Consider the following 22344-nt stretch of genomic DNA (forward strand, 5'->3'; position numbering starts at 1 on the left):
GTATGATGCAACAGAACATTTATGACAACCCTGAGTTTTTTCAAATGTATAAGAACTTAAGGGAATCAAGAATTACATACAATGACTTTATTGAACAACCTGCAATAAGAGGGTTACTTCCAGACCTACAGGATTTAAACGTTCTCGACCTTGGCTGCGGTTTTGGTGAAATGGCAAACTATATGATTGATAACAAAGCGTCACACGTAACAGGAGTAGATATATCAGAGAAAATGTTAGCTATGGCAGGGAAGCGACCTGAGATCCTTTATATACAGGGCTCTATGGAGGAAATCAATTTTAATAGTAATGAATTTGATTTGGTAGTAAGTTCGTTAGCTTTTCATTATATTGAGGATTACAAAGCACTCATTAGTAGGATTTCAGAATGGATTAAACCCAATGGGCATCTGGTATTTTCAACAGAGCATCCGGTTGTTTTATCAAATAAGAGCCAAAGTGGGTGGGTTAAAGATCCTGATCATAATATCCTACATTGGCCTATTGATAATTATGGAGAAGAAGGTCTCAGAAGCCAGTTTTGGGGAATTGACGGCGTCATAAAATATCACAGGAAACTTTCAACATTACTTAATACGTTGATCCAAAATGGACTAACTGTTGAAGAAATTGTTGAACCCGAATCCATACCTGAGGGACTTGAAAAGATGCCCAAATTATTAAATGAGAGAAGAAGACCTTCATTTCTAATAATTAAGGCTAGGAAAACGCTTATCGATGGAAAGTAATCTTCAGTTATTAATGAACTTTACCATCCGATTGAGGACGATTTCTTTATACTTATGATACAGCATCTGCAAGGAAACTAAGGGGAGTGTTTGTATGCATGAAATACCTCATGAGGATTATTATAAAGTGAAGCCGCTACTTCAAGGAGAGCATATCCATCCCGAAATTCTCTCTGTGATTGAAGGCAATAATCCAGGTTGGATCTTTGTAGATCAACTTACAGCACCAAAGAGTGCGTTAGTATGGAGTCAGGGAATTGAAGGGTTTTATCTTATCGGCGATCACACCAATCAAGCCTTTATCCATGCACTGGACGGTTATGTAACGAGTTATATAGTACCTAGAATGAAGGAACTTGGGATGGAACATTTCGAAGTTTCTGGTCAACATGAGGAATGGAATCTGGAATTGATGTTTCCTACTAGGAAGCTATATCCGTTTGAACAGATGGTGTTCAAGTTACTTCACAAGCCGCCTACGACACAGACTAATGGGATTAGAACTATAAATCTTAAAATGCTGGATTGGGAAAACTTAGATCTAAAGAATATAGAATTTGTACATGAAAATATTGATTTATTCTGGTCATCGAAAGAAGACTTTGCCGAAAAAGGCTACGGATATGCTGCTGTTGAGGGATCTGAGGTTATGGGTGTGTGTTATTCTAGTTTTGTTACACAGGATACACACGCAATCGGAATTGAAACCCTTCCTAAATATCAGAAACAAGGAGTGGGGACACATTTAGCAGCGCTAGTAGTTGAAGATGTGCTTGCCAATGGCTTTATTCCTTACTGGGATTGTTCACTGGATAATGAAGCTTCGAAAAAATCGGCACTACGACTAGGGTTTCAGCAGATACATCAATATAAGTGTAGTGCTTTTTCGATATGATCATTTATGAGACGTCAACTCTTCGGAGTAGACGTCTTTATTATATTTACTGTGAAGTTGTAAATACTTTAATATGATATGTAATTTGGTATAACTCGATAATTATGAGAGAATGATCATCGGAACGAGTTGAACTTTTGAATATATTATTAGGTTAGGATGATCTTCCATGAAAATTATGCTTGTCGAGGACGATAGAACAATTGCATCAGGGCTCGAATATTCATTACAACAGGATCACTTTGAAACCGTCCTATGTTATGATGCCACTACTGCAAAAGCGGTGTTATCTGAGCAGTTGTCAGAGCTCACCTTATGCATATTTGACCTCTCACTTCCGGATGGAAGCGGTTATGAATTATGCAAACTCGTTAAAGCGCAAAGTGATATACCTGTAATTTTTTTAACGGCGATTGATGATGAGGTCAATGTGGTGATGGGACTCGATATGGGGGCAGATGATTACATAACCAAGCCTTTTCGGATTCGGGAGCTGCTTTCGCGGATTAAATCGGTGTTAAGGAGATATAACAAGCAAGCACAGACCCAATCCAATATCGAATTAGAGAATATACGGATTAACACACTGGAAGGTAAGGTTTATAAGAACAGCGATGAAGTGCTACTGACCGCATTAGAATATCGATTGCTACTGATCTTTGCTAATCATGTGGGGCAAGTTCTCTCGCGAAATCAATTGCTAGAGCGGATCTGGGATGTAGCTGGAGAATTCGTGAACGATAATACATTGTCAGTTTACATAAAAAGACTTAGGGAAAAGTTAGAAGATAACCCCCAAGAACCCACACTGATCAAAACAGTTCGTGGGTTGGGTTATAAGGTTGGTGATTAGGTGCTTCGTAATAAAGAAATCAGATGGTTATTGTTGACGATGTGCTTGATCAGTCTTGTGACCGCAGCCGTAGCAGCATTTATATCACTGGAGGCGTTGGGAATCACAGCTGTGACTTCGGCTTTGCTGATAGGCTGCAGTTTAGTATTTACTCGCTGGAGATACGGTGAAATTGAAAAGCTCTCAGGATATCTGCGTCAAATCAGTAGTGGGAATTATACGCTTGATGTTCGCGATAATCAGGAAGGTGAGCTTAGTATCCTGAAGAATGACATTTACAAAGTGACGTTAATGTTATCCGAGCAGAGCGCTCAATTACAAGAAGATAAACTGAAACTCACGAATGCGATTTCGGATATCTCTCATCAGCTCAAAACCCCGCTTACCTCCATGACTGTGATGGCCGATTTATTAAGTGACCCGGAGCTGCATGTGGAGAAAAGAATGGAATTCACACGGAAGATTACTGTTCAACTCGAACGAATTGGATGGTTAGTTTCCTCATTATTAAAGTTCTCCAAGATCGATGCTGGAACTATTCATTTTAAAAAAGATCAAGTTCAAGTGAAGAAGCTAGTTCAAAAATCTTTGGAGCCCATGTTAATTCCAATGGATATTAAAGAACAACGGATCCTGATTGATGGAGAAGATAGCATCACATATGCGGGCGATCTCAATTGGACAACTGAGGCGATCATTAATATTCTGAAAAACTGTGTAGAGCACACACCTGCTGGGGGAGAGATTTCGATTTCTTTTGCAGAAAATACACTGTTTACGGAAATTATCATTACAGATAACGGCAAAGGAATCCCAAAGGCAGAGCTCCCCTATATCTTCAAACGATTCTATAAAGGTAAGAATGCAAGCGAAGATAGTGTAGGGATAGGACTTGCCCTATCACAAAGCATTATCACAGGCCAAAACGGAACGATCGATGTGAAGAGTGAAGTAGGAAAAGGTACACAATTTCAGATTAAATTTTATAAGCAAGTTATTTAGCACTTATGGCTTAGTGACTAGAATGTCACTTTAGAGTCACTGGATAGTCATTGTAGACAGATATACTGATCTCATCAACAAATGGAGGTCTAACAATGGACATTTTAAAAATTGAACATCTGTCTAAAACATATGGAAAAGGCGAAACAGCGGTAAAGGCACTGGATGATGTATCTTTTTCGATTAAAAAAGGGGAATTCGTAGCGATTATCGGGCCTTCAGGCTCCGGGAAGTCGACCATTCTTCACTTATTAGGCGGAGTGGATAGACCGACAAGCGGTAAAGTATTCGTAGATAATACGGATATTTATGAATTGAATGAAACACAGCTGGCGATCTTTAGACGCAGACAAATTGGGCTGATTTATCAATTCTATAATCTTATACCGGTGCTAACGGTTGAAGAGAACATCACACTCCCTTTACTGCTTGATCAGCACAAAGTAGATAAGAAACAATTTGCGGATACCGTAAAGGCGTTAAATTTGGAAAATCGCTTAAACCATCTCCCGAATCAGCTCTCAGGTGGGCAACAACAGCGGGTTTCGATAGGCAGAGCGTTAATTAGTAATCCTGCAATCATGTTAGCGGATGAGCCAACCGGTAATCTGGATAGTAAGAACAGTGGTGAAATTATAGATTTATTAAAAATGTTTAATAAAACCTATAATCAAACACTGATTGTCATTACTCATGATGAACGGATTGCATTACAAGCGGATAGAGTAATTACCATTGAAGATGGAAGGATCGCCAAAGATGAGGTGATTCGTCCGTGAATATTGTAAATAAATTAACGCTTAGACATTTGAAACAAAATAAACGAAGAACATTGGTTACTATTATTGGAGTCATCATTTCTGTGGCTATGGTGACGGCTGTGGCAACGCTTGGTTTTTCTTTTATGGAATTAATGAGGAAGCAAAGTATCTCAACAAATGGAGAATGGCATGTCCAATACAGAAATGTTACTAAAGCTCAGCTTAAAGCGATAGAAGCGGATGATGCAACGAAAACACTTGTCATCTCAAATGACCGTGGCTATGCCCCTTTAGAGGGGGGACAGAATGAGAACAAGCCCTATTGGTATATCAAGGAATATAATGCAGCTGGTTTTAAACAATTTCCGATTGAGCTTCTGGAAGGAAGACTCCCGAAGACTAACTATGAAGTAGTCATTTCTGAGGAAATCGCAAAAAATGCTAAAGTAACATACAAGATAGGTGAAACTTTAACGCTCGATGTCGGAGAGCGAGTTACTAGGGATGATAAAAATAGTGGTCAACCCTTATCCCAAAACGAACGATTACGGACTGAAGATGACACCCTGAATGAAGAGATCATTCATAAAAAACCAATGAATTACACAATTGTGGGAGTGATAAAGCGCCCCACTTGGGAACCCACATGGTCTCCGGGTTATACTGCCCTAAGTTATGTGGATGAAAGCTTGATTGGAGCAGCCGAAAAAACTACAGCTACAGTTGTATTAAATAAGGTGGATAGCTCCATATACAAGCATGCAGAGGAATTGGCAAAAGAAAACAATATAGAGTCAATTTCATATAATAATAGTCTGCTGCGCTATTATGGTGTGACGAATAGCGACGGCTTACGTAATACACTTCTTTCATTGTCAGTCATCGTTATGACTGTAATTATCATTGGCTCTGTTTCTTTAATCTATAATGCATTCGCGATTTCTGTCTCGGAACGTGCACGCCATTTAGGAATGCTCTCCAGCGTAGGTGCTACAAAGAGGCAGAAGCAGAATTCGGTGTTTTTTGAAGGAATGATCATCGGTTTAATTAGCATCCCTATTGGAATCCTTTGCGGAATTACAGGAATCGGGATCACTTTTATGTTTATTAATTCGATGATTCAAGATGTACTGGGGATAACGGAAAAATTAACATTGGTTGTTACGCCTTTGTCCCTATTCACCGCTTGTGTAGTTTCGATACTTACGATTTTTATATCCACTTATCTTCCAGCCAGAAAAGCTTCAAAGATTTCGGCGATTGATGCGATCAGACAAACAACCGATGTTAAGCTCTCAGGTAAAGCAGTGAAAACTTCCAAGTTCGTTCGCAAGCTGTTTGGAATCGAAGCAGAAATTGGTTTGAAGAATTTAAAGAGAAATAAACGCAGGTACCAAGCAACCGTGTTCTCACTTGTCATTAGTATTGTTCTGTTTTTATCCGTATCTTCGTTCACTACTAATATGAGAAAGTCGGTAGAACTCTCACAGGATGGTTTGAACTACGATATTCAAGTTTATATGGGGACTGAGGACGCTCAAAAAGTAGATCGGCTGACGAAATCGATATCTGCCTTACCTAATATAACGGAATATAATGTGATCAGGGAACTAAGCTTGAGTTCATGGATTGATGAAAAAGATATGGCAAAAGAATTGCAAGAGATCGTGGAGAAGGATAGCAGTATTTTAAAGAATGGGAAATATCCTTACTACATTCAGATCCATGCCCTAAATGAACAGAGTTTGAGAACCTATGCAGAATCGGTCGGTGTAAGTTATGAACAATTAACGGATCTCAATCAGATGTCAGCTATTGTGAATGATACCGTCACCTTTGAGGATGAGAGCGCCAAAAAGATTATTGAGACCAAAGCTCTTCATTCGGAAATCGGTCAGAAGCTTGATTTAGTTTATACGGATTGGAACACAGAGAAAGAGACGAAATTACCACCAGTAGAAATCGTCGCATTAACTGATAAACGCCCTATGGGTGTTCATTCAGCACTAGTTGGTGGATTAAATATCATTGTCTCTGAACAAGTCTTTGATCAATTAACAAATGATACGATGAGTAACGATATACAAAGCCGACTAAACCTGAACAGCTCTGATCCATTAGCGACACAACAGGCCATTGAGGAAATGAAAGAGCGGAATGTCTATGTCCAAAATGTGTTTCAAAATAGACAAAATAGTGAGCAGATGATCATGTTAATGTCTATTTTCACCTATGGTTTTATTGCTTTGATTACATTAATATCGATTGCGAATATTTTCAATACGATATCAACTAGCATATCACTTCGTAAAAGAGAGTTTGCGATGTTGAAGTCTGTAGGGATGACGCCAAACGGTTTTAATAAAATGATTAATTATGAAAGTATCTTCTATGGGATAAAATCACTACTTTTCGGGCTTCCGATTAGCATAATCGTGATGTACTTGATCTATAGATCCATGATGAGTAGTTTCTCCTATGGATTCGCACTTCCGTGGATGAGTATCTTGTATGTCATAGTCGCTGTCTTTATCATCGTTAGCTCAGCTATGCTGTACTCCAGTTCAAAAGTGAAGAAGGAAAATATTATTGATGCTTTAAAACAGGAGAATATATAAAGATTGGCCTTTCATTGCCGCGTTTAACGCGGCTTTTTTGTGTCATATATGACACGAATGGTATGTTATTACATATAAATCCCTATGATATAATGTATTCAATTGAATTTAACAGATTATAACTTTAGAGGCAGGTGTCAACGCTTGAGAACGGTCGTCGTGATTGGCGGGGGAATTACTGGATTGTCTACCGCTTACTATTTACAGAAATCTATAGAGCATAACAAGCTAGATGTAAAAATCATTTTGGTTGAAGCCAGCGATAGACTGGGCGGAAAAATCAGAACACTGCGACAGGAAGATTTCATTATGGAATCAGGTGCAGATTCTATTGTTACTCGCAAAACGAATGTTGCCCCATTAATTGAAGAACTTGGCATGCAAGATGAGGTCGTATATAACGCGACAGGAATATCATATATCTATACAGAAGGAAAGCTTAAGCAAATTCCTAAGGATGCAGTCTTTGGCATCCCTCTAAGTATTGAATCGCTTGCTACAACAGATCTGATCTCTGCTGAAGGTAAAGTTGAGGCACTTAAAGATTTTTATACTCCGAATGATAAGTTTACGAAAAATGATTCCGTGGGTGAATTTCTAGAAGCTTTCCTAGGAAAAGAGCTGGTCGAAAAGCAAATATCACCTGTCCTTTCAGGTGTATATTCCGGGAAATTGAGTGAACTTACCATTGCCTCGACCCTTCCTTATTTGATTGATTATAAAAATGAATATGGAAGTATTATTCAGGGATTGTCCGCGAATAAGGCTAAATTCCAGGGGAACGGCGATAAGAAGTTTATGTCTTTTAAGGGTGGCGTATCTGCTCTGATCGATGCCATGGAAGAACAGCTGTCCGATGTACAGATCATCAAAGGGATTCGTGCCGAGCGCATTGCAAAGGATGGAGAACGGTACCGTGTAACACTGGCAGATGGACGAATCTTGGACAGCGATTTTGCCGTACTTGGAACAATGCATTCTACTGCACAAGCATTACTTCAAGATGAAGTGCTGGATGAAGATTTTAATCAGTTGTTTAACAGCTCTATGATTAGTGTGTATCTAGGATTTGATATCCCTGATAGTCAGCTGCCAGCGAACGGTACAGGGTTTATTACCGCCAACAGTGATGATGTTCTATGTAATGCTTGTACATGGACAAGTCGCAAGTGGGAGCATACATCTGGACAACAACGTCTGCTCGTCAGACTGTTTTATAAGAGCTCAGGACCGCATTATGAGTCCTTGATTAAGCTCTCAGAAGAGGAATTATTACAGGTGGCGTTGAAAGATATACAGACAAGTCTTGGGATTACTGGACAGCCAGTAACCTACGACGTGACCAAATGGCATGATGTTATGCCAAATTACCACATGCGCCATCATGAGATTGTAGTATCCTTAGAGAAGAAGATTGCAGATCATTATCCTAACGTAATCCTTGCCGGATGCTCTTATTATGGTGTGGGTATTCCAGATTGTATTGCTAATGGAGAGAAGACAGCCAAGCGCATTTTGGAGGAACTGACTTCAAATTGATGAAAGGGAGGGTGTACAATCGTGAAAAGATTAGCGATAAGCTCTATGCAAAGTCTAGACTATAAACAACGGCGGTTGTTTGTATAGAGCGAATAAAATTTGATTTACCGCCAGTGCATTGTGCATTGTTGTTTTTAGAATAGACTTTGCTACCTTCAAACTCATAAAAAGTTTAAGGAGCAGAGCGATTATGAAATATGTAAATGCTGATACGATTTTTCCAAAAGAATTATTAGAGGAAATTCAGAAATATATTAACGGTGGTTTAGTGTATATCCCAAAGCCTGAAGAAGCACATGTAAAATGGGGCGAGAAGTCAGGGAGCAGAAAATACTTAAGATCTAGAAACATTGAAATCTGTCTAAGGTTTGCTGTTGGTGCAACGGTTGACCAGCTTTCGGATGAATATTGCCTATCAAGAGACAGTATTAAGAAGATTGTTTACACAAAAAAATAGCTATAATCCTAAAAATCCACGTTAGAGGAAGCTCTGACGTGGATTTTTGGGATTTAATTATCATTCAATCTTAAATACCATACTTCTTCCGATATTTATCGATCCCATCTACAAACTGTCCTTCATATTTCACGACTTCATCCATCTCTTTATTTGCTGCTTTAAAAGCAGTGCTGGAAATTTTCGTTTTGTATAAGGCCTCTTTAATCATTGTCATTGCTTCTAGTTGCGACTTAATCGCTTTTAAACAGATTTCATGTAATACCTGCAATTCTGCATTGGGTGCTTTAATCTTTTTCGCCTCAATTACCAATTTAGTGTAATTAGGGATTATCACATTATTAAATGCTGTATAGCGTTGTTTTCTATTGTTTCCTGTATCTATTCTGTTCTTTACATATGCCTCAGAGGCAATTTCGTCATATTTAATACTACTTCTGCAGAACCTTCTTGAACGCCTGTAACAATATAATCTGAATATCCATCTGATTCAAAGGTAAGTATAGATTCATTAGATACTTCAGGTGTCAATTATGCATATGTAAGACTGGTCATTTCAGCTAGTAAGCGAACTTTTATTTTAATCGTTCAACCACTGATCTTGTAATCCATAAAATTCCTGATTTCTTCTGAGTTTACTATAAATTGTTTCTTCGCAAATACTAACTATTTTTTAAGTTCATTAACTACGAGGTGGAAGATTCATGGCAGACAAAACATACTTAGATTTACGGATACGAAAAACAAGAAAAGCAATTCGGAATGCCTTTATAGATTTATTAGCAGAGAAAGAACTGAATAAGATCTCGATCAACGCTATTACGCAAAAGGCTGAAATCAATCGAGCTACATTTTATTTACATTACAAAGATATTAATGATTTGATTGATAGTATCTTGGATGACTTATTAGCAGATTTGAAGAAAATACTTATAGATAAATTTGAAGAATCCTATAAACCAGGGGATGAACTTACCTCGCTGATTTTATTGCTAGAGCATATTGCAGAGAATTCTCATATGTACAAGGTGTTGCTTGTAAGCAAAAACATTCCTTATTTCACACCGAAATTGATGGATCTTTTATATGAATTGATATTAATAACAACAGAACAACAATCGATTCAAAAAACAGAAGATTTCTTAACCGTAGATACTCCTTCTGATATCGCAGCTTGGTATGGAACATCTGCAATCATTGGTACAATTTCCATGTGGCTTGGCAATGATATGCCCTATACCCCTAAATATTTAGCAGAGCGAATTATACAGTTAAATCCATTTATCCCTTCAAATAATAAAAAGAAATAGTGAAACATTTCACTTTTAAAATTTTAATTAACACAAGCTTATTAACTGTCGTTTTATTAACGCTTTCAGTTTTATTGTAGATTGCTAAGCTCCACAATAACTACTACCATTTAGTAATAGATAGTAATAAGGAGTGTGTTAAGAATGATGAAGGTCGGTATTTATCACGGTAAAAATAGTGTGGGGATAGAAGAGCGGCCAATACCTGAAGTAGGGCCAAAAGATGTGTTGGTTCGTATTTTAGCGGGGGGAATTTGTGGTACAGATATTAATATAGTAAAAGCAGGCTCAGAAATGGGTATCCGTTTCGGCTCAGAGTTTGGACATGAAATGTTTGGTGAAATCGTCGAATTAGGTTCTGATGCGGAAACCGATTTGAAAGTTGGCATGCGTGTAGGTGTGAATCCAATTACTGCAAAACGTGCAGGTCGTCGTTATTCGTTGGAGGTAGGAGCCTTTTCACAATATGTCTTAATTGAAGATGCAGCACTTAATTATAACCTTTATGAATTTGATGATTCCGTTTCGGCAACAGAGGCCGTATTAATGGAACCTATGAGTGTGGGCTTTCATGGAGCCTTTAGTGTACAACCCAAACAAGGTGAAAAAATCGTAATTCTCGGAGCGGGTCCTATTGGTTTATCTGCTGCTGCAGGATTAATAGGGGAAGGCATTAAAGAGGTTTGTGTTGTGGATATTGATCCATGGCGTTTGGATAAAGCCAAAGAATTAGGAGCTTTAACAGTTAATACGACGACTGAATCATTAGCAGAGGGCTTAATTAAACACTTCGGGGAAGTAAATGTTTACGGCGTTAACATGCCAAACGTAGATGCTTTTGTAGACGCAGCGGGTGCTCCGATATTATTTGAACAAGTGATGCAGATTGTAAAGCCACAAGCAAGAATTGCAATCATTGCGGTTTATAAAAATGAAGTACCTATTAGCCTTGCTCAAGTGATGAGTAAAGAAGTTAACATAGTTGGAGCTAGTGGATACACACATGAAGATATTGTAAAGGTTATTGAACATATTAACGACAAGAAAACGAATATCTCTACAATGGTGACACAGTCCTTTAAATTAGAGGATATCCAAGCAGCCTTTGACAAAGCCATTGAAGCTAAAGAAACCATTAAAGTCATCGTAGATTTAACTTGATTGTTAGACTGAAAAAAGTTCATGTGGGCGTAAAAGCTCATATGAGCTTTTTTTATTCTAGATGAATAATGACTTTATATAAAATTCAATTCAAATCAAATATGGCATATAACTAGAGTGACGTCGTGATTATACTAAGTACAGAAGTAACAATAATGAACCAAACGTGGGGGTATGATGGAAATTAAACTTGTTCCAGTAACGTTTGAAGATAAAGCGGTACTGTCTAATCTATATCAACTTTACTATTATGATTTCAGTTTATTTACGGATCAAGATGTGAATCAGCATGGAGAATTCGAGGTGGATATTGATTATTTTTGGGAAGGGGATCATCGATGGAATCCTTATCTGATCGAGGTTTCAGGAAACTTAGCTGGATTTGTGGTTGTTCTTTTTGAAAACTTAGATACAGACCCAGATCCAACTCATGTGATCTATGACTTTATGATTTTGCAGAAATACAGAAGAAATGGAATAGGTACTGCTGCCGCAATAAAAACACTTGATCTATTTAAAGAAGCTAAATGGAAACTAGCTCAAATGGAAAATAATAAACCTGCCATAGCTTTCTGGCGAAAAGTGCTTAAGGATTATACAAAAGATAACTACACAGAACGTTATTTAAGTGATTGCCATAAATACATCCAAGCATTCGATGGGAGGGAGTGAATGAAATGAAGATCAGCGTAACATTAACTGACAGCACAACGAAGTTTATGATTAATAATCTCTACCCACTATACTTACACGATCTTTCAGAGATATGGGGGAACCTTCCTAATCAATACGGGGTATACGAGGATAATGAAACACAAACGCTGAATGAACAGAATAAAGTCTTCGACATCTGGTGGGAGAAGCCAGGGATTTTATATCCTTATTTAATAAAGGAGGATGGAATTCCTGCTGGCTTTGCATTAGTAGCCACACCACCTCATACACCACCAGGTTGTGAATTTTATTTAAACGAATTCTTTATCCTGCGGCCCTTTCGAGGTACGCGAATCGCTGAACGCGCGGCTAAGGAGGTATTTAATCTTCATATTGGAAAATGGGAGCTACAAACCAATCCCACAGCTACAAATAGGAGAGCCCAGCATTTTTGGAGAAAGACACTAAAAGAATATACTGGTAATAGCTTTCAAGAAGAATGTAAGAAGTCTTTTGATGATGAATTAAAGATGATTTTTAATTTTAGTAATGGATAAAGCTAATCAAATCGAAATGCGGGAATTATTTCTTCTATTGACTTATAGTGGATTAGGGCTTACAATTAGAAAAAATTATATAATAAAACAAATGCTTTGATGGAGAAAAGTAGTTCAATACCTCTTTACAGGGAGGAAACGCCGGAGATTGAGAGCGTTTCTAGAGAAAAGGGTTGATCGAAGTTCACTCCGGAGCAGTCCCTTGAAACCATTGTTGGCAAGTAGAGGTGTACCGGTGTTAACCGTTAAATATTTAAGTGAGAACATTTCTGCTAGTTGTACAGAATAGTTCTAATTTAGGGTGGTACCGCGGCTCCTCGTCCCTTTTCGGACGAGGGGTCTTTTTGTTTCCATTTAGAAGAAATAATTGTATCCATGTAAGGCTCGGTAGCTCAGTTGGTAGAGCATAGGACTGAAAATCCTAGTGTCGGCGGTTCGATCCCGTCCCGAGCCATCTTAACTTTAATAGCAAGGCTCGGTAGCTCAGTCGGTAGAGCATAGGACTGAAAATCCTAGTGTCGGCGGTTCAATCCCGTCCCGAGCCATCTTAATTTTAATAGTAAGCTTTCTATAATAACAGCCTGTCTGACCATTATGGTTAGGCAGGCTGTTTGTGATCTCATCAAAGTTTAAGGAGCAGAACAATTATGAAATATGTAAATGCAGATACAGTCTTTCCTAAAGAGTTACTACAAGAAATACAGAAATATATAAACGGTGGTATGGTCTACGTTCCAAAGCCTGAAGAATTACATGTAAAATGGGGTGAGAAGTCAGGGAGTAGAAAATATTTGGAATCAAGAAATATTGAGATCTGCCTGAGGTTTGCTGCTGGTGCAACCGTCGACCAGCTCTCAGGTGAATACTGTCTTTCTAAAGATAGTATTAAGAAAATTGTTTATACTAAAAAATAGCCGGTCAACCGAAGGGTTGACCGGCTATTACATTTATTTGAGACGTTAACTCGCAAATATATGCTTACCAATTTTTAAGTTCTGAGGACGAGTCCAGATCCATGCACTAGTAGCTGTATCTGGATTGAAATAATAGATCGAATTGTTTGTTGGGTCCCAACCTCGGACAGCATCAAGAGCAGCTAAATAGGCAGTCCGGTTTGGAGTAAGCCAGTATTGACCGTCAGATACGGCTGTAAATGCGCCTTTTTGAAATACAACGTTTTTAATATTGTCTGGGAATTGACTAGATTGTATGCGATTCATAACTACAGCGCCAACTGCAACTTGGCCTTTATAAGGCTCACCGCGAGATTCACTGTAGATAACTTTAGCTAATATGTCCATTTCCTCAATATTAAGCGTATATTTTTTTAGTGCATTCCATGTTTTCGTGCCAGTAACACCATCGGCGCTTAATCCGTAGGCTTTTTGAAATTTAGAAACGGCTGCTTTCGTTTGTGATCCATATACACCATCTAAAGGCTGAGTATAGAAATCCAGAGTCTTCAATCGATACTGAAGATCCCATACATCTCCTGAAGAACTTCCTACGGTTAATACCGGAGCAGCACTAGCAGAACCGATCATAGTAGCCATACTTACCAGACCCAAAAGAAGCAACAAAGTGAATATTTTAGTCTTCATTATAGTAGCCTCCTTTCAGAAAACATTATAAATAACCTTCAATAACGTAGACAACACTCATTTATTGGTAATCCAATTAACGTCTTACAATTTTCAAAATATTATTTTCGGTTTGTGATCTTCTGAAATGGGTAAATTAATAGTCAAAGGCATATAAAACTTCGGAGGTTCTTTATATGAAAAAGCAATTAATTCTACTCATAATCGCCGCTGCTCTCGGTCTAAGTGCATGCAGTAATGATAATAGCTATGGCAATAAGATGTCCTCAAACAATACACAGATGGAACATTCCTCGCACTCTAGCTCAGGTGAGGTACCTGATGATTTGAAGGTGGCGGAGAATCCAGCTTATAAAGTTGGAAGTCAAGCGATCATCCAAACGGACCATATGGAAGGTATGAAGGGGGCTACTGCAACAATAGTTGGAGCTTTTGACACCACAGCGTATATCGTTTCTTATAGACCTACAACAGGCGGATTTCCAGTTACAAATCACAAGTGGATTATTCATGAAGAAATCAGAAAAGCAGCTGACAAACCCTATGAATCAGGCTCAGAAGTCGTAATGGAAGCTGACCATATGAAAGATATGAAAGGTGCAACGGCTCAAATTAACTCAGCTGAACATACTACGGTATATATGATTGATTACACACCTACTACGGGTGGAGATAAAGTGAAAAATCATAAATGGGTAACGGAAGATGAGCTTTCAGCAATAAAGTAACTAATAGAAATTAAGCTCTTAAGTAATGAAAAATGATCAAGGTAGGAACAGTCATGGACTTTGTTAAAGTTCTAGGCTGCTCCTACCTTTTTGATTGCTTCTTTTATTGGTAGTGAAGTGTTAAAATATCTTTATAAAGCACTGCTATACAAAATATACCATTTTAATTGATATTTTCTTAGAAGGTAGGAGCGTGATTGAAATGCCTAACTGGCAGGTGAAATTCGATGAAGAAATGCTTAAACAAGCTGCACAACAGATTCAAGTCGATTGGACAACGATTAAGTATATTGGTGGTTTTGAAAATGTTGTCTATAGCTTTCCAAAAGATGATCATGAATATATTTTACGTGTAACACATCAGTCTCATCAGGAGCAGGAGATGGTCATCTCTGAACTTGACTTTATGGACCATCTTGCAAAACATGGCGTGCAACTGGCTCGCCCCATTCCCTTTCAGGATGGCAGCTTGGTACAAACGCTATTCAAAGATGAGGAAAGATTTATGATCTGTGTAATGGAGAAAGCACCAGGTGGTCATGTTAATGCTTCCGATCCCAATTGGGGAACGGAGCTTTTTGAGCAATGGGGTGAGGTAACAGGAAGAATGCATGCTTTAACTCTGCAATACAATCCGGAGACTGTTCTGGCAAGACCACATCAGGGTAAGCTAGATTTTGACTTTGCTAACTTTGGTACTGTTGAACAGCAGCTTTTTGAAAAGTTGCTTCAAATAAATGATCGGATTAACCAGTTGCCGCGGAATCGAGAAGGCTATGGACTATGTCACCGTGATTTGCATCCGGGTAATTTCTTCGTGCATGAGGGGCAGATCACCGTGTTTGATTTTGATGATTGCGGATACGACTATATGGTGCATGATATTGCCATTGCCGTTTATTATTCGACCATCTTTGGGGATTGGCGAAAACCGGAGGTAGAGCAGAGTAGAACTTCTAGTCTTGCGGCAGCCATGCTGACGTCTTTTATGAAAGGGTATAATCGAGAGTATGCACTCGACAATAAATGGCTAGAAGAGCTCCCGCTCTTTATTGAGAAGCGCCGACTGGAATTAGTGCTTTTGTTATTTCAAGAGTTTTCGGAGTCACAGCGTGAGCAGGATAGAGAGTGGCTTGCCCGTAATATTCAGGATGCCCTAAATGACAAAGCTTGTTTAGAGCTTTAATAAATCCTTTTGAGTAGTTTTTAATATATTTAGAATAGATAATGAGGATATATCATATAAAAAAGGAGCATTTATTTGAACCTAGCAACTCCTGTAACACCTATTCAACTTATGCAAGTACTTCTAAACGTTTCTGTGATCCGCCCTGTTTTTATTTGGGGGGCACCTGGTATTGGAAAGTCTTCTCTTGTAGAAGCTTTTGCTGATCAGGTGGGTCTTCCATGTGTTTCTCTTCTGGGTTCTCAACTAGCACCGGAAGACATCATTGGGGTACCTCAAATCGTTAACGGCAAGAGCCAATTTTGTCCTCCGAAAATGATTGCTCGGGACGAACCGTATTGCTTGTTCTTAGACGAGCTTAATGCCTGTTCTCAAGAGGTGCAAAAAGCTTTTTATAGTCTTATCCATGAACGCCGCATCGGCGATTATCACCTACCTGAGGGCTCTATAGTAATAGGAGCTGGTAACCGTGCACAAGATAGTGCAATTGTTAAACCTATGTCCTCCGCGCTTATCAATCGGATGTTCCATATACAGCTAAATGTATCTTTTCAGAATTGGATCTCTTGGGCATATGATAATAGCATTCATCCTATGGTTATTGAATATCTGGAATTGCGTCCCGATCATCTGTGGAGTGCACCTCCAAAGACTGAAGAGCCTTTCTCCACGCCACGCTCTTGGCATATGCTTAGTGATGCACTACATGAGTTTGGGGATGATATAAATGTGGATACCGTGGGGATTTTAGCGAATGGTTCACTGACAACTTCTCACGCCACACAATTCAGGGCTTTTTATAAAAATCTAACTGGAAAATATGAACTTAATCAAATTATTGATGGTAAATCCTCATTTCCAACGGCTCCAGAAGATCGGGATCTCCTGTATTTCCTAGCGCAATCCTTGCGAGCCCAGATTATTAAAGAACTCCCTCCGATTAAAGATAACGTACGAGATGGACATCGCCAATTTGCACACACTGTTAAAAAACTGATTAAAGACCTGTCAGTAATTAGCTTTGAAATTGCACAGCTAGTAGTTGCTAAGCAGGAGCAAAGTGATAATATTCCAGATTGGTTAATGGTTGAAATTGTGCGTGATTTACCACGTCTTGCAATAAAAGATAGGGGGTAAATATGGCTAAAAAGACAACTCCAGAAAACCCCGCTTTGAAAAATTTTAATGAGGCATGTTCGTTAATCGCGGATCATCCTATTTTTGCACCGTTATCTGTTCGAGCTTCGATTATCCATAATGAAAATAGTCCCTATCCTGAAAACGGCTGGGCAATTGTCACTAATAACGGTTATATTTACACTCATCCTAAACGGCGTGGTGAGGTTGCTGAATGGATGTACGTTTTGGCACATTGTTTTCTTCATTTAGGACTTGGGCATTTAAAGATTAAAGAGAATCAAGTGGCGTGGAACGTTGCATGTGATGTGTACATAGCAAAGTTTTTAAATGACTTGAAGTTTGGGAAAGTACCCGCAGATATGGAGTCGCGAATTAATCTTACAATTAAAGATGAACAACAGCTTTACGAGCAATTTATGATAAAAGGAATTCCGGACAACTCCAGATATTTTGGCACTGCGGGTGTTTCAAAGCTAGACATGAATGTTCGAGATACCACCAAAAGATACTGGGGAAAAGCACCAGATTGGGAAGCCTATCTTGCTTATGGGTTATCGAATGCTGTGACGAATGCAGTAAGTGTTGCTGGAGGACACGCTAATACTATTAGTGACCCTGCACTTTCATTAACAGCTCCACAACGTGCAAAACGATGGTTCATGGACAGATATCCTTTATTAGGTGCGCTTGCCGCCGGCTTTGAGATTATAGAAGATCCAGCGATATGTCGGCGATTAGATATTTCCATAGCTGCCATTGACGTTGTTGATCGCAAAATATTTATGAACCCTGCAGCCGGACTAAACGATGAGGAGTGTATTTTCGTGATGGCGCATGAGCTTCTGCATGCGGGGCTTCAGCATCACGAGCGATGTCTTGGTCGAGATCATTATCTTTGGAATGTGGCTTGTGACTACGTAATAAATCTTTGGCTAATAGAAATGAGTGTAGGGGAGTATCCGCGAATTGGACTCTTATTAGATCCTGAGCTTAAAGGTTTATCTGCTGAAACGATTTATGATCGTATGGTCGGAGATATCCGCACTTATAAGAAACTGGCAACCTTGAGAGGCAACGGACTCGGTGATATTTTAGATAACGGTTCATCTAGTTTTTGGGATGTGAGAGAAGGACAAACGCTTGATGATTTTTGTAAGAATGCTATGCAACAAGGACTTATGTATCATGAAGAGCAACGCCGCGGTCTTTTGCCATCAGGACTAGTTGAAGAGATTAGAGCGCTGGGCCAGCCACCTATTAAATGGGATGTAGAGCTTGCTCGTTGGTTTGATCATTATTTCTCACCGCTTGAGAAGACCAGATCTTATTCACGAATTAGCAGACGTCAATCTTCTACGCCTGATATCCCTCGACCACAGTGGGTTCATAGCGGCGCTGCAGATGATGGCCGTACTTTTGGAGTTATTTTAGATACCTCAGGCTCAATGGATAAAAAGCTTCTGGCCAAAGCATTAGGGGCCATTTCAAGTTATGCGCAGGCTCGTGATGTTCCTTTTGCACGGATTATATTTTGTGATGCTTGTCCTTATGATGCAGGTTTCATGCCCCCCGAGGCTATCGCAGATCGAGTACAAGTGAAGGGAAGAGGGGGAACGATCTTACAACCAGCTATTGATTTGATTCAACAAGCTGAGGATTTTCCGAAAAAAGGACCGCTTCTAATTATTACAGATGGTTATTGTGACAAGCTGACCATTAAAAGAGACCATGCTTATATTTTGCCAAAGGGAAATGACTTACCTTTCTCACCCAAAGGACCTGTATTCAGAATTAACTAAGGTAGAAGATCTTAGAAATGATTAGAGGGAGTAACCGATATGACAACCCCAAAACATATTCTTTCCGCAGCTACCGTTGTATTCAATGATTAGGGAGGCCAAAGAAGAATCGGGTATTGATATAGAGATTAATAAGTTCTGCGGCGTCTTTCAAAATGTAGATCGATCTATTTGCACTACATTATTTCTGGGTAAAGCTGTCGGTGGTGAGCCTGCTACTAGTTCCGAAAGCTTGGATGTGGGTTTTTTTTCAATAGAACAAGCGATGGATATGCTCACATGGAAAAACCTCAGATTGCGGCTAGAGTATTGTTTAAATGATGATGCGCAGCCGTTTTACGTAGAATTACGGGGCACAGAAGTTGAAAAAATTATTATTACACATCTGAGTTAATGTAGGGAGCACAATGGACAAGTGTTTCGATCAACAAAGATTCATTTTTTTTATTTTATAACATTTTCAGTTGATTACAGAACTTTTCATACGTTTACAGCGTCTTACTTATGAACGATAAATCGACGGTAAGGACTGAAACATTATGAAAGACAACACGAAGCTTTTCAGAAATAATATGAGGAGCCAGTCTTCTATACAATCTGTAGGCGGCAGGCGTTATGTGCCAGGAATTGATGGTCTAAGGGCTTTATCAGTACTCGCTGTAATCGCATATCATTTGAATCTGAATTGGGCTGAGGGTGGACTTCTCGGCGTTGGAATATTTTTTGTAATCTCCGGATATCTCATTACTGATCAAATCATTAGCCAGTGGGAGCGGCACCGAAGGCTGAACCTTGTAGACTTTTGGGTTCGTAGGGCGCGGAGGCTGTTGCCTGCGATGGCCGTTATGCTTTTTGTGGTTGCCATATGGCTTTTAATTATAGAACCATCAAGATTGTTTGGGCTCAAGGGTGACTTTATGTCTTCCTTATTTTATTTCAATAACTGGTGGCTAATATTTCATAATGTTTCCTATTTTGAAAGCTTTGGCCCACCATCTCCTATCGGACATTTATGGTCGCTTTCTATTGAAGGACAGTTTTATATTCTATGGCCAATAGTTCTCATCATCGTGATGAAAATCGCTCGTCGGCGAGGTAAGCTTATTGCATGGATTATGGCTTGCGCAGCAGTCTCGGCTTTAGCCATGGTATTGATCTACGTACCGGGGACAGACCCAAGTAGAGTATATTATGGAACGGATACCCGCTTATTTGCGCTTCTCATTGGAGCAGCACTTGCAGTTGCTTGGCCAAGTCAGAAACTTAATGATAACGTCTCAGAACCGGCTCGGTGTGTGCTTGATATTGTAGGGGGATTAGGACTCATTCTATTGTTGGTACTTTTTAATCAGGTTAATGAGTTCGATGATTTACTTTACCGTGGTGGGTTTTTAGTGATTTCTTTGATTGCAGCTGTAGTTATTGCCGTTCTAGCTCATCCTGCTAGCCGTCTGGGATCGATCGTAGGCTGTAAACCTTTGCGTTGGATCGGGCTGCGATCATATAGCTTGTACATATGGCATTTTCCAGTCATTATCCTTAGCAGTCCGAATGTGAGTACTGAAGAAAGCAGCATGCTTCGGATCATCATTCAGGTAACAGTAAGTTTTCTTCTAGCTGCATTGTCATATAAGTATGTGGAGGAGCCCATTCGTCGAGGTTCACTTAAAGAAACATGGAAGAACATCAGTGTAAAACGAAGGGGTGGTCTTCGTCCAGGCTTCTTAATGGCTATTATTGCTGTGATTCTTATCCCAATCGCATGCAAAGGTTATTTGTTAAACGCTGGATCGGATACGTCTGCGATCGAATTGGCAGATTTGCAGTATGAACAACAACAACTGGAACAGCAAGAACAACGACTGCAGCAGCAAGAACAACAAGATATGGGAAGAAAGAATGATCCCGCAGATCATAAAGCGATAGACGAAAATGTAACTGATAAACCATCAATACCAGCCTTGGCAACAGCTACAACTGAACCTGAAGTGAAAAAAGCTGATACTAAGGTGGGAACTACAAATACAGAAATAGCAAAGCCTGAATCAGAAGTGAAAAAATCTGTTCCTGAAGAAAAGAAACCTGTGGCTGAGAAGAGTCAAGCTGGAACGGATGTTACGGCCATTGGAGATTCTGTCATTTTGGATGCAGCACCATACCTTTCAGAGGAATTACCTGGCATTGTCATCGAGGGAAAGATCGGTCGGCAGATGGCTAAAGCTCAGGAGGTAGTGGATCAGCTTAAAGCTCAAGGCCGGCTAGGTAAAAAGGTTATTATCGAGCTTGGGACCAACGGATCCTTTAGTTCAAAGCAACTACGTAATTTACTGGATTCATTAAGTGATGCTGAGCAGATTTTTTTGGTCAATACACGGGTCCCAAGAAAATGGGAGAATAATGTGAATCACAATATTTCAAAAGTTTCCAGTGAATATAGTAATACGACCGTAGTAGACTGGTACTCTGCAAGTGAAGGAAAAGACGATTATTTCTACCAAGATGGTGTGCATCTTAAACCAGAGGGCTCCAAGTGTTACGCCTCACTTCTTGCGAAAGCCTTGGAAAGTAAGTAAGAATTAATTGAATCTCCAAACTTTTTGATATTATATTTTAATAGACCGGCAAGAGAGTTCTCTCTTTGCCGGTCTTTTTTTTCGTAAACGAACGATCATTGAAAAGCTAATCAATTCCTAGTCGTAGATAAAATGCTCCACCACAGCCACAGTCTTCGTTATGTCTGGATTAGAATTGTCGATCACCTTCACATTAAAACTTGGAAGCGGCCACTTCACACTACGGTTTCCAAATGATTTGCGAAATTCATCCCAATGCTGGAACTTCCATTCATCTAATGGTGATTGTCGATCGTGAATTCGTGTCCGATACAATTCCTCATTGGCTAGTTCGACCAAGACAACTTTAACCTCAACATCTTGCAGCGAACGTCCGATTCGATATAATTCACTGCTGATCCAGTCAGGGTTGGCAGCTTCTTTAGTAAATGGTCCAACCACAAATGCATCTACATTCAGGCCTATATTGTCTAGCGCTGCGTCCATCGTAATCCGGTAGCCCAAATCACGGCATAATCTTTTGTAATCGGCAGAGTCTCTGTCTGCCGGGTCCAATCCGTGAAAGGTCATGATGGCGTCTGCCGCTGGTCGTAAGAGGATATCCATATCAAAGAAGGGGACTTTACGCCGGGAAGCGATCGCTTTAGCTAATGTCGTTTTGCCTGCCCCGGCGGGTCCCAGAAAAAATACAAGTTTGTTCATTACTGACTCTCCTTAGAACATCAATTCATTGCTACAGTCTATCTCTAAATATTATCATA

The 22344-nt window shown here is 39.4% G+C and carries 22 protein-coding genes, 2 tRNA genes and 1 other annotated feature; of the genes, 21 read left to right on the forward strand and 3 right to left on the reverse strand.

The genetic code is table 11. The features are described from left to right. Window positions 1–5 precede the first annotated feature (5 nt). From ACN6MV_RS14470 to ACN6MV_RS14505, 8 genes are all read left to right on the forward strand, one after another. The gene (locus ACN6MV_RS14470) at window positions 6–749 is read left to right on the forward strand and encodes a class I SAM-dependent DNA methyltransferase (protein ID WP_419886758.1); all 744 of its coding nucleotides are present in this window, start codon (window positions 6–8) and stop codon (window positions 747–749) included. A 94-nt stretch (window positions 750–843) separates the two neighbouring features. Further along, window positions 844–1644 carry a GNAT family N-acetyltransferase gene (locus ACN6MV_RS14475; RefSeq protein WP_419886616.1) on the forward strand — a complete coding sequence of 267 codons (801 nt, stop codon included), beginning with the start codon at window positions 844–846 and terminating at the stop codon, window positions 1642–1644. A gap of 169 nt (window positions 1645–1813) precedes the next feature. Beyond that, complete coding sequence (locus ACN6MV_RS14480; RefSeq protein ID WP_419886617.1) at window positions 1814–2497, forward strand: response regulator transcription factor; 684 nt, start codon at window positions 1814–1816, stop codon at window positions 2495–2497. Next, window positions 2498–3499, forward strand: coding sequence for a sensor histidine kinase (locus ACN6MV_RS14485; protein WP_419886618.1), 1002 nt, complete (start codon window positions 2498–2500; stop codon window positions 3497–3499). Window positions 3500–3594: 95 nt separating this feature from the next. After that, the gene (locus ACN6MV_RS14490) at window positions 3595–4278 is read left to right on the forward strand and encodes an ABC transporter ATP-binding protein (protein WP_042127549.1); all 684 of its coding nucleotides are present in this window, start codon (window positions 3595–3597) and stop codon (window positions 4276–4278) included. Continuing rightward, window positions 4275–6878, forward strand: coding sequence for an ABC transporter permease (locus tag ACN6MV_RS14495; RefSeq protein ID WP_419886619.1), 2604 nt, complete (start codon window positions 4275–4277; stop codon window positions 6876–6878). The genes ACN6MV_RS14490 and ACN6MV_RS14495 overlap by 4 nt, the downstream gene beginning before the upstream one ends. Before the next feature lie 144 nt (window positions 6879–7022). Further along, a complete protein-coding gene (locus ACN6MV_RS14500) occupies window positions 7023–8417 on the forward strand; it encodes a protoporphyrinogen oxidase (protein ID WP_419886620.1) in 1395 nt (464 codons plus the stop codon). Window positions 8418–8607: 190 nt separating this feature from the next. Then, on the forward strand, window positions 8608–8874 hold the full coding sequence (locus ACN6MV_RS14505) for a CD3324 family protein (protein WP_042127555.1): 267 nt from the start codon (window positions 8608–8610) through the stop codon (window positions 8872–8874). Between the two features lie 70 nt (window positions 8875–8944). Here ACN6MV_RS14505 and ACN6MV_RS14510 read toward each other — a convergent pair whose 3' ends face one another. Further along, a complete protein-coding gene (locus ACN6MV_RS14510; RefSeq protein WP_419886621.1) occupies window positions 8945–9085 on the reverse strand; it encodes a hypothetical protein in 141 nt (46 codons plus the stop codon). 493 nt (window positions 9086–9578) lie between these two features. Between ACN6MV_RS14510 and ACN6MV_RS14515 the strand changes: the two genes are divergently transcribed. From ACN6MV_RS14515 to ACN6MV_RS14545, 7 genes are all read left to right on the forward strand, one after another. Continuing rightward, entirely contained in the window at window positions 9579–10184 is a 606-nt protein-coding gene (locus ACN6MV_RS14515) for a TetR/AcrR family transcriptional regulator (protein ID WP_076118528.1), read from the forward strand. A 144-nt stretch (window positions 10185–10328) separates the two neighbouring features. Next, window positions 10329–11345, forward strand: coding sequence for a zinc-dependent alcohol dehydrogenase (locus tag ACN6MV_RS14520; RefSeq protein ID WP_375102870.1), 1017 nt, complete (start codon window positions 10329–10331; stop codon window positions 11343–11345). 174 nt (window positions 11346–11519) lie between these two features. Then, a complete protein-coding gene (locus ACN6MV_RS14525) occupies window positions 11520–12017 on the forward strand; it encodes a GNAT family N-acetyltransferase (RefSeq protein WP_375102871.1) in 498 nt (165 codons plus the stop codon). A 5-nt stretch (window positions 12018–12022) separates the two neighbouring features. After that, window positions 12023–12556, forward strand: a complete 534-nt coding sequence (locus tag ACN6MV_RS14530) for a GNAT family N-acetyltransferase (protein WP_375102872.1) — start codon at window positions 12023–12025, stop codon at window positions 12554–12556. Window positions 12557–12643: 87 nt separating this feature from the next. Further along, window positions 12644–12884 (forward strand) — a binding site (T-box leader). Between the two features lie 53 nt (window positions 12885–12937). Beyond that, window positions 12938–13010 (forward strand) — tRNA-Phe (locus ACN6MV_RS14535). Between the two features lie 18 nt (window positions 13011–13028). Next, window positions 13029–13101 (forward strand) — tRNA-Phe (locus ACN6MV_RS14540). A gap of 102 nt (window positions 13102–13203) precedes the next feature. Further along, window positions 13204–13470: a CD3324 family protein gene (locus ACN6MV_RS14545; protein ID WP_042188024.1), complete on the forward strand. Its 267-nt coding sequence runs from the start codon at window positions 13204–13206 to the stop codon at window positions 13468–13470. A gap of 45 nt (window positions 13471–13515) precedes the next feature. On the opposite strand, the gene sleB is transcribed toward ACN6MV_RS14545, so the two are convergent. Further along, a complete protein-coding gene (gene sleB / locus ACN6MV_RS14550; RefSeq protein WP_419886622.1) occupies window positions 13516–14157 on the reverse strand; it encodes a spore cortex-lytic enzyme in 642 nt (213 codons plus the stop codon). Between the two features lie 176 nt (window positions 14158–14333). Here sleB and ACN6MV_RS14555 point away from each other — a divergent pair, with 176 nt between their 5' ends. The 6 genes from ACN6MV_RS14555 (at window position 14334) to ACN6MV_RS14580 (ending at window position 21583) form a co-directional block, all read left to right on the forward strand. Then, complete coding sequence (locus tag ACN6MV_RS14555; RefSeq protein WP_419886623.1) at window positions 14334–14885, forward strand: YdhK family protein; 552 nt, start codon at window positions 14334–14336, stop codon at window positions 14883–14885. A gap of 202 nt (window positions 14886–15087) precedes the next feature. Further along, window positions 15088–16071, forward strand: a complete 984-nt coding sequence (locus ACN6MV_RS14560; RefSeq protein WP_076118536.1) for a phosphotransferase enzyme family protein — start codon at window positions 15088–15090, stop codon at window positions 16069–16071. Window positions 16072–16146: 75 nt separating this feature from the next. Further along, window positions 16147–17208, forward strand: coding sequence for an AAA family ATPase (locus ACN6MV_RS14565; protein ID WP_042127570.1), 1062 nt, complete (start codon window positions 16147–16149; stop codon window positions 17206–17208). 2 nt (window positions 17209–17210) lie between these two features. Next, on the forward strand, window positions 17211–19010 hold the full coding sequence (locus ACN6MV_RS14570) for a DUF2201 family putative metallopeptidase (RefSeq protein WP_419886624.1): 1800 nt from the start codon (window positions 17211–17213) through the stop codon (window positions 19008–19010). A gap of 76 nt (window positions 19011–19086) precedes the next feature. After that, window positions 19087–19404 (forward strand): NUDIX hydrolase, encoded by a 318-nt coding sequence (locus ACN6MV_RS14575; protein ID WP_419886625.1) that lies wholly within the window; start codon window positions 19087–19089, stop codon window positions 19402–19404. Window positions 19405–19627: 223 nt separating this feature from the next. Further along, window positions 19628–21583, forward strand: a complete 1956-nt coding sequence (locus ACN6MV_RS14580; RefSeq protein ID WP_419886626.1) for an acyltransferase family protein — start codon at window positions 19628–19630, stop codon at window positions 21581–21583. Between the two features lie 117 nt (window positions 21584–21700). Here ACN6MV_RS14580 and ACN6MV_RS14585 read toward each other — a convergent pair whose 3' ends face one another. After that, on the reverse strand, window positions 21701–22285 hold the full coding sequence (locus tag ACN6MV_RS14585; RefSeq protein WP_419886627.1) for an AAA family ATPase: 585 nt from the start codon (window positions 22283–22285) through the stop codon (window positions 21701–21703). Between the last annotated feature and the right edge of the window lie 59 nt (window positions 22286–22344).

The sequence above is a fragment of the Paenibacillus sp. B-A-8 genome (assembly GCF_048572915.1).
In the GTDB taxonomy this organism is placed as follows: domain Bacteria; phylum Bacillota; class Bacilli; order Paenibacillales; family Paenibacillaceae; genus Paenibacillus_AQ.

What these genes read in the sequence shown, in the direction of transcription:
- ACN6MV_RS14470 (WP_419886758.1), top strand. Translation starts at nt 6, where the DNA reads ATGCAACAGAACATTTATGACAACCCTGAGTTTTTTCAAATGTATAAG.
- ACN6MV_RS14475 (WP_419886616.1), top strand. Translation starts at nt 844, where the DNA reads ATGCATGAAATACCTCATGAGGATTATTATAAAGTGAAGCCGCTACTT.
- ACN6MV_RS14480 (WP_419886617.1), top strand. Translation starts at nt 1,814, where the DNA reads ATGAAAATTATGCTTGTCGAGGACGATAGAACAATTGCATCAGGGCTC.
- ACN6MV_RS14490 (WP_042127549.1), top strand. Translation starts at nt 3,595, where the DNA reads ATGGACATTTTAAAAATTGAACATCTGTCTAAAACATATGGAAAAGGC.
- ACN6MV_RS14505 (WP_042127555.1), top strand. Translation starts at nt 8,608, where the DNA reads ATGAAATATGTAAATGCTGATACGATTTTTCCAAAAGAATTATTAGAG.
- ACN6MV_RS14510 (WP_419886621.1), bottom strand. Translation starts at nt 9,085, where the DNA reads ATGATTAAAGAGGCCTTATACAAAACGAAAATTTCCAGCACTGCTTTT.
- ACN6MV_RS14515 (WP_076118528.1), top strand. Translation starts at nt 9,579, where the DNA reads ATGGCAGACAAAACATACTTAGATTTACGGATACGAAAAACAAGAAAA.
- ACN6MV_RS14520 (WP_375102870.1), top strand. Translation starts at nt 10,329, where the DNA reads ATGATGAAGGTCGGTATTTATCACGGTAAAAATAGTGTGGGGATAGAA.
- ACN6MV_RS14525 (WP_375102871.1), top strand. Translation starts at nt 11,520, where the DNA reads ATGATGGAAATTAAACTTGTTCCAGTAACGTTTGAAGATAAAGCGGTA.
- ACN6MV_RS14530 (WP_375102872.1), top strand. Translation starts at nt 12,023, where the DNA reads ATGAAGATCAGCGTAACATTAACTGACAGCACAACGAAGTTTATGATT.
- ACN6MV_RS14545 (WP_042188024.1), top strand. Translation starts at nt 13,204, where the DNA reads ATGAAATATGTAAATGCAGATACAGTCTTTCCTAAAGAGTTACTACAA.
- sleB (WP_419886622.1), bottom strand. Translation starts at nt 14,157, where the DNA reads ATGAAGACTAAAATATTCACTTTGTTGCTTCTTTTGGGTCTGGTAAGT.
- ACN6MV_RS14555 (WP_419886623.1), top strand. Translation starts at nt 14,334, where the DNA reads ATGAAAAAGCAATTAATTCTACTCATAATCGCCGCTGCTCTCGGTCTA.
- ACN6MV_RS14560 (WP_076118536.1), top strand. Translation starts at nt 15,088, where the DNA reads ATGCCTAACTGGCAGGTGAAATTCGATGAAGAAATGCTTAAACAAGCT.
- ACN6MV_RS14570 (WP_419886624.1), top strand. Translation starts at nt 17,211, where the DNA reads ATGGCTAAAAAGACAACTCCAGAAAACCCCGCTTTGAAAAATTTTAAT.
- ACN6MV_RS14585 (WP_419886627.1), bottom strand. Translation starts at nt 22,285, where the DNA reads ATGAACAAACTTGTATTTTTTCTGGGACCCGCCGGGGCAGGCAAAACG.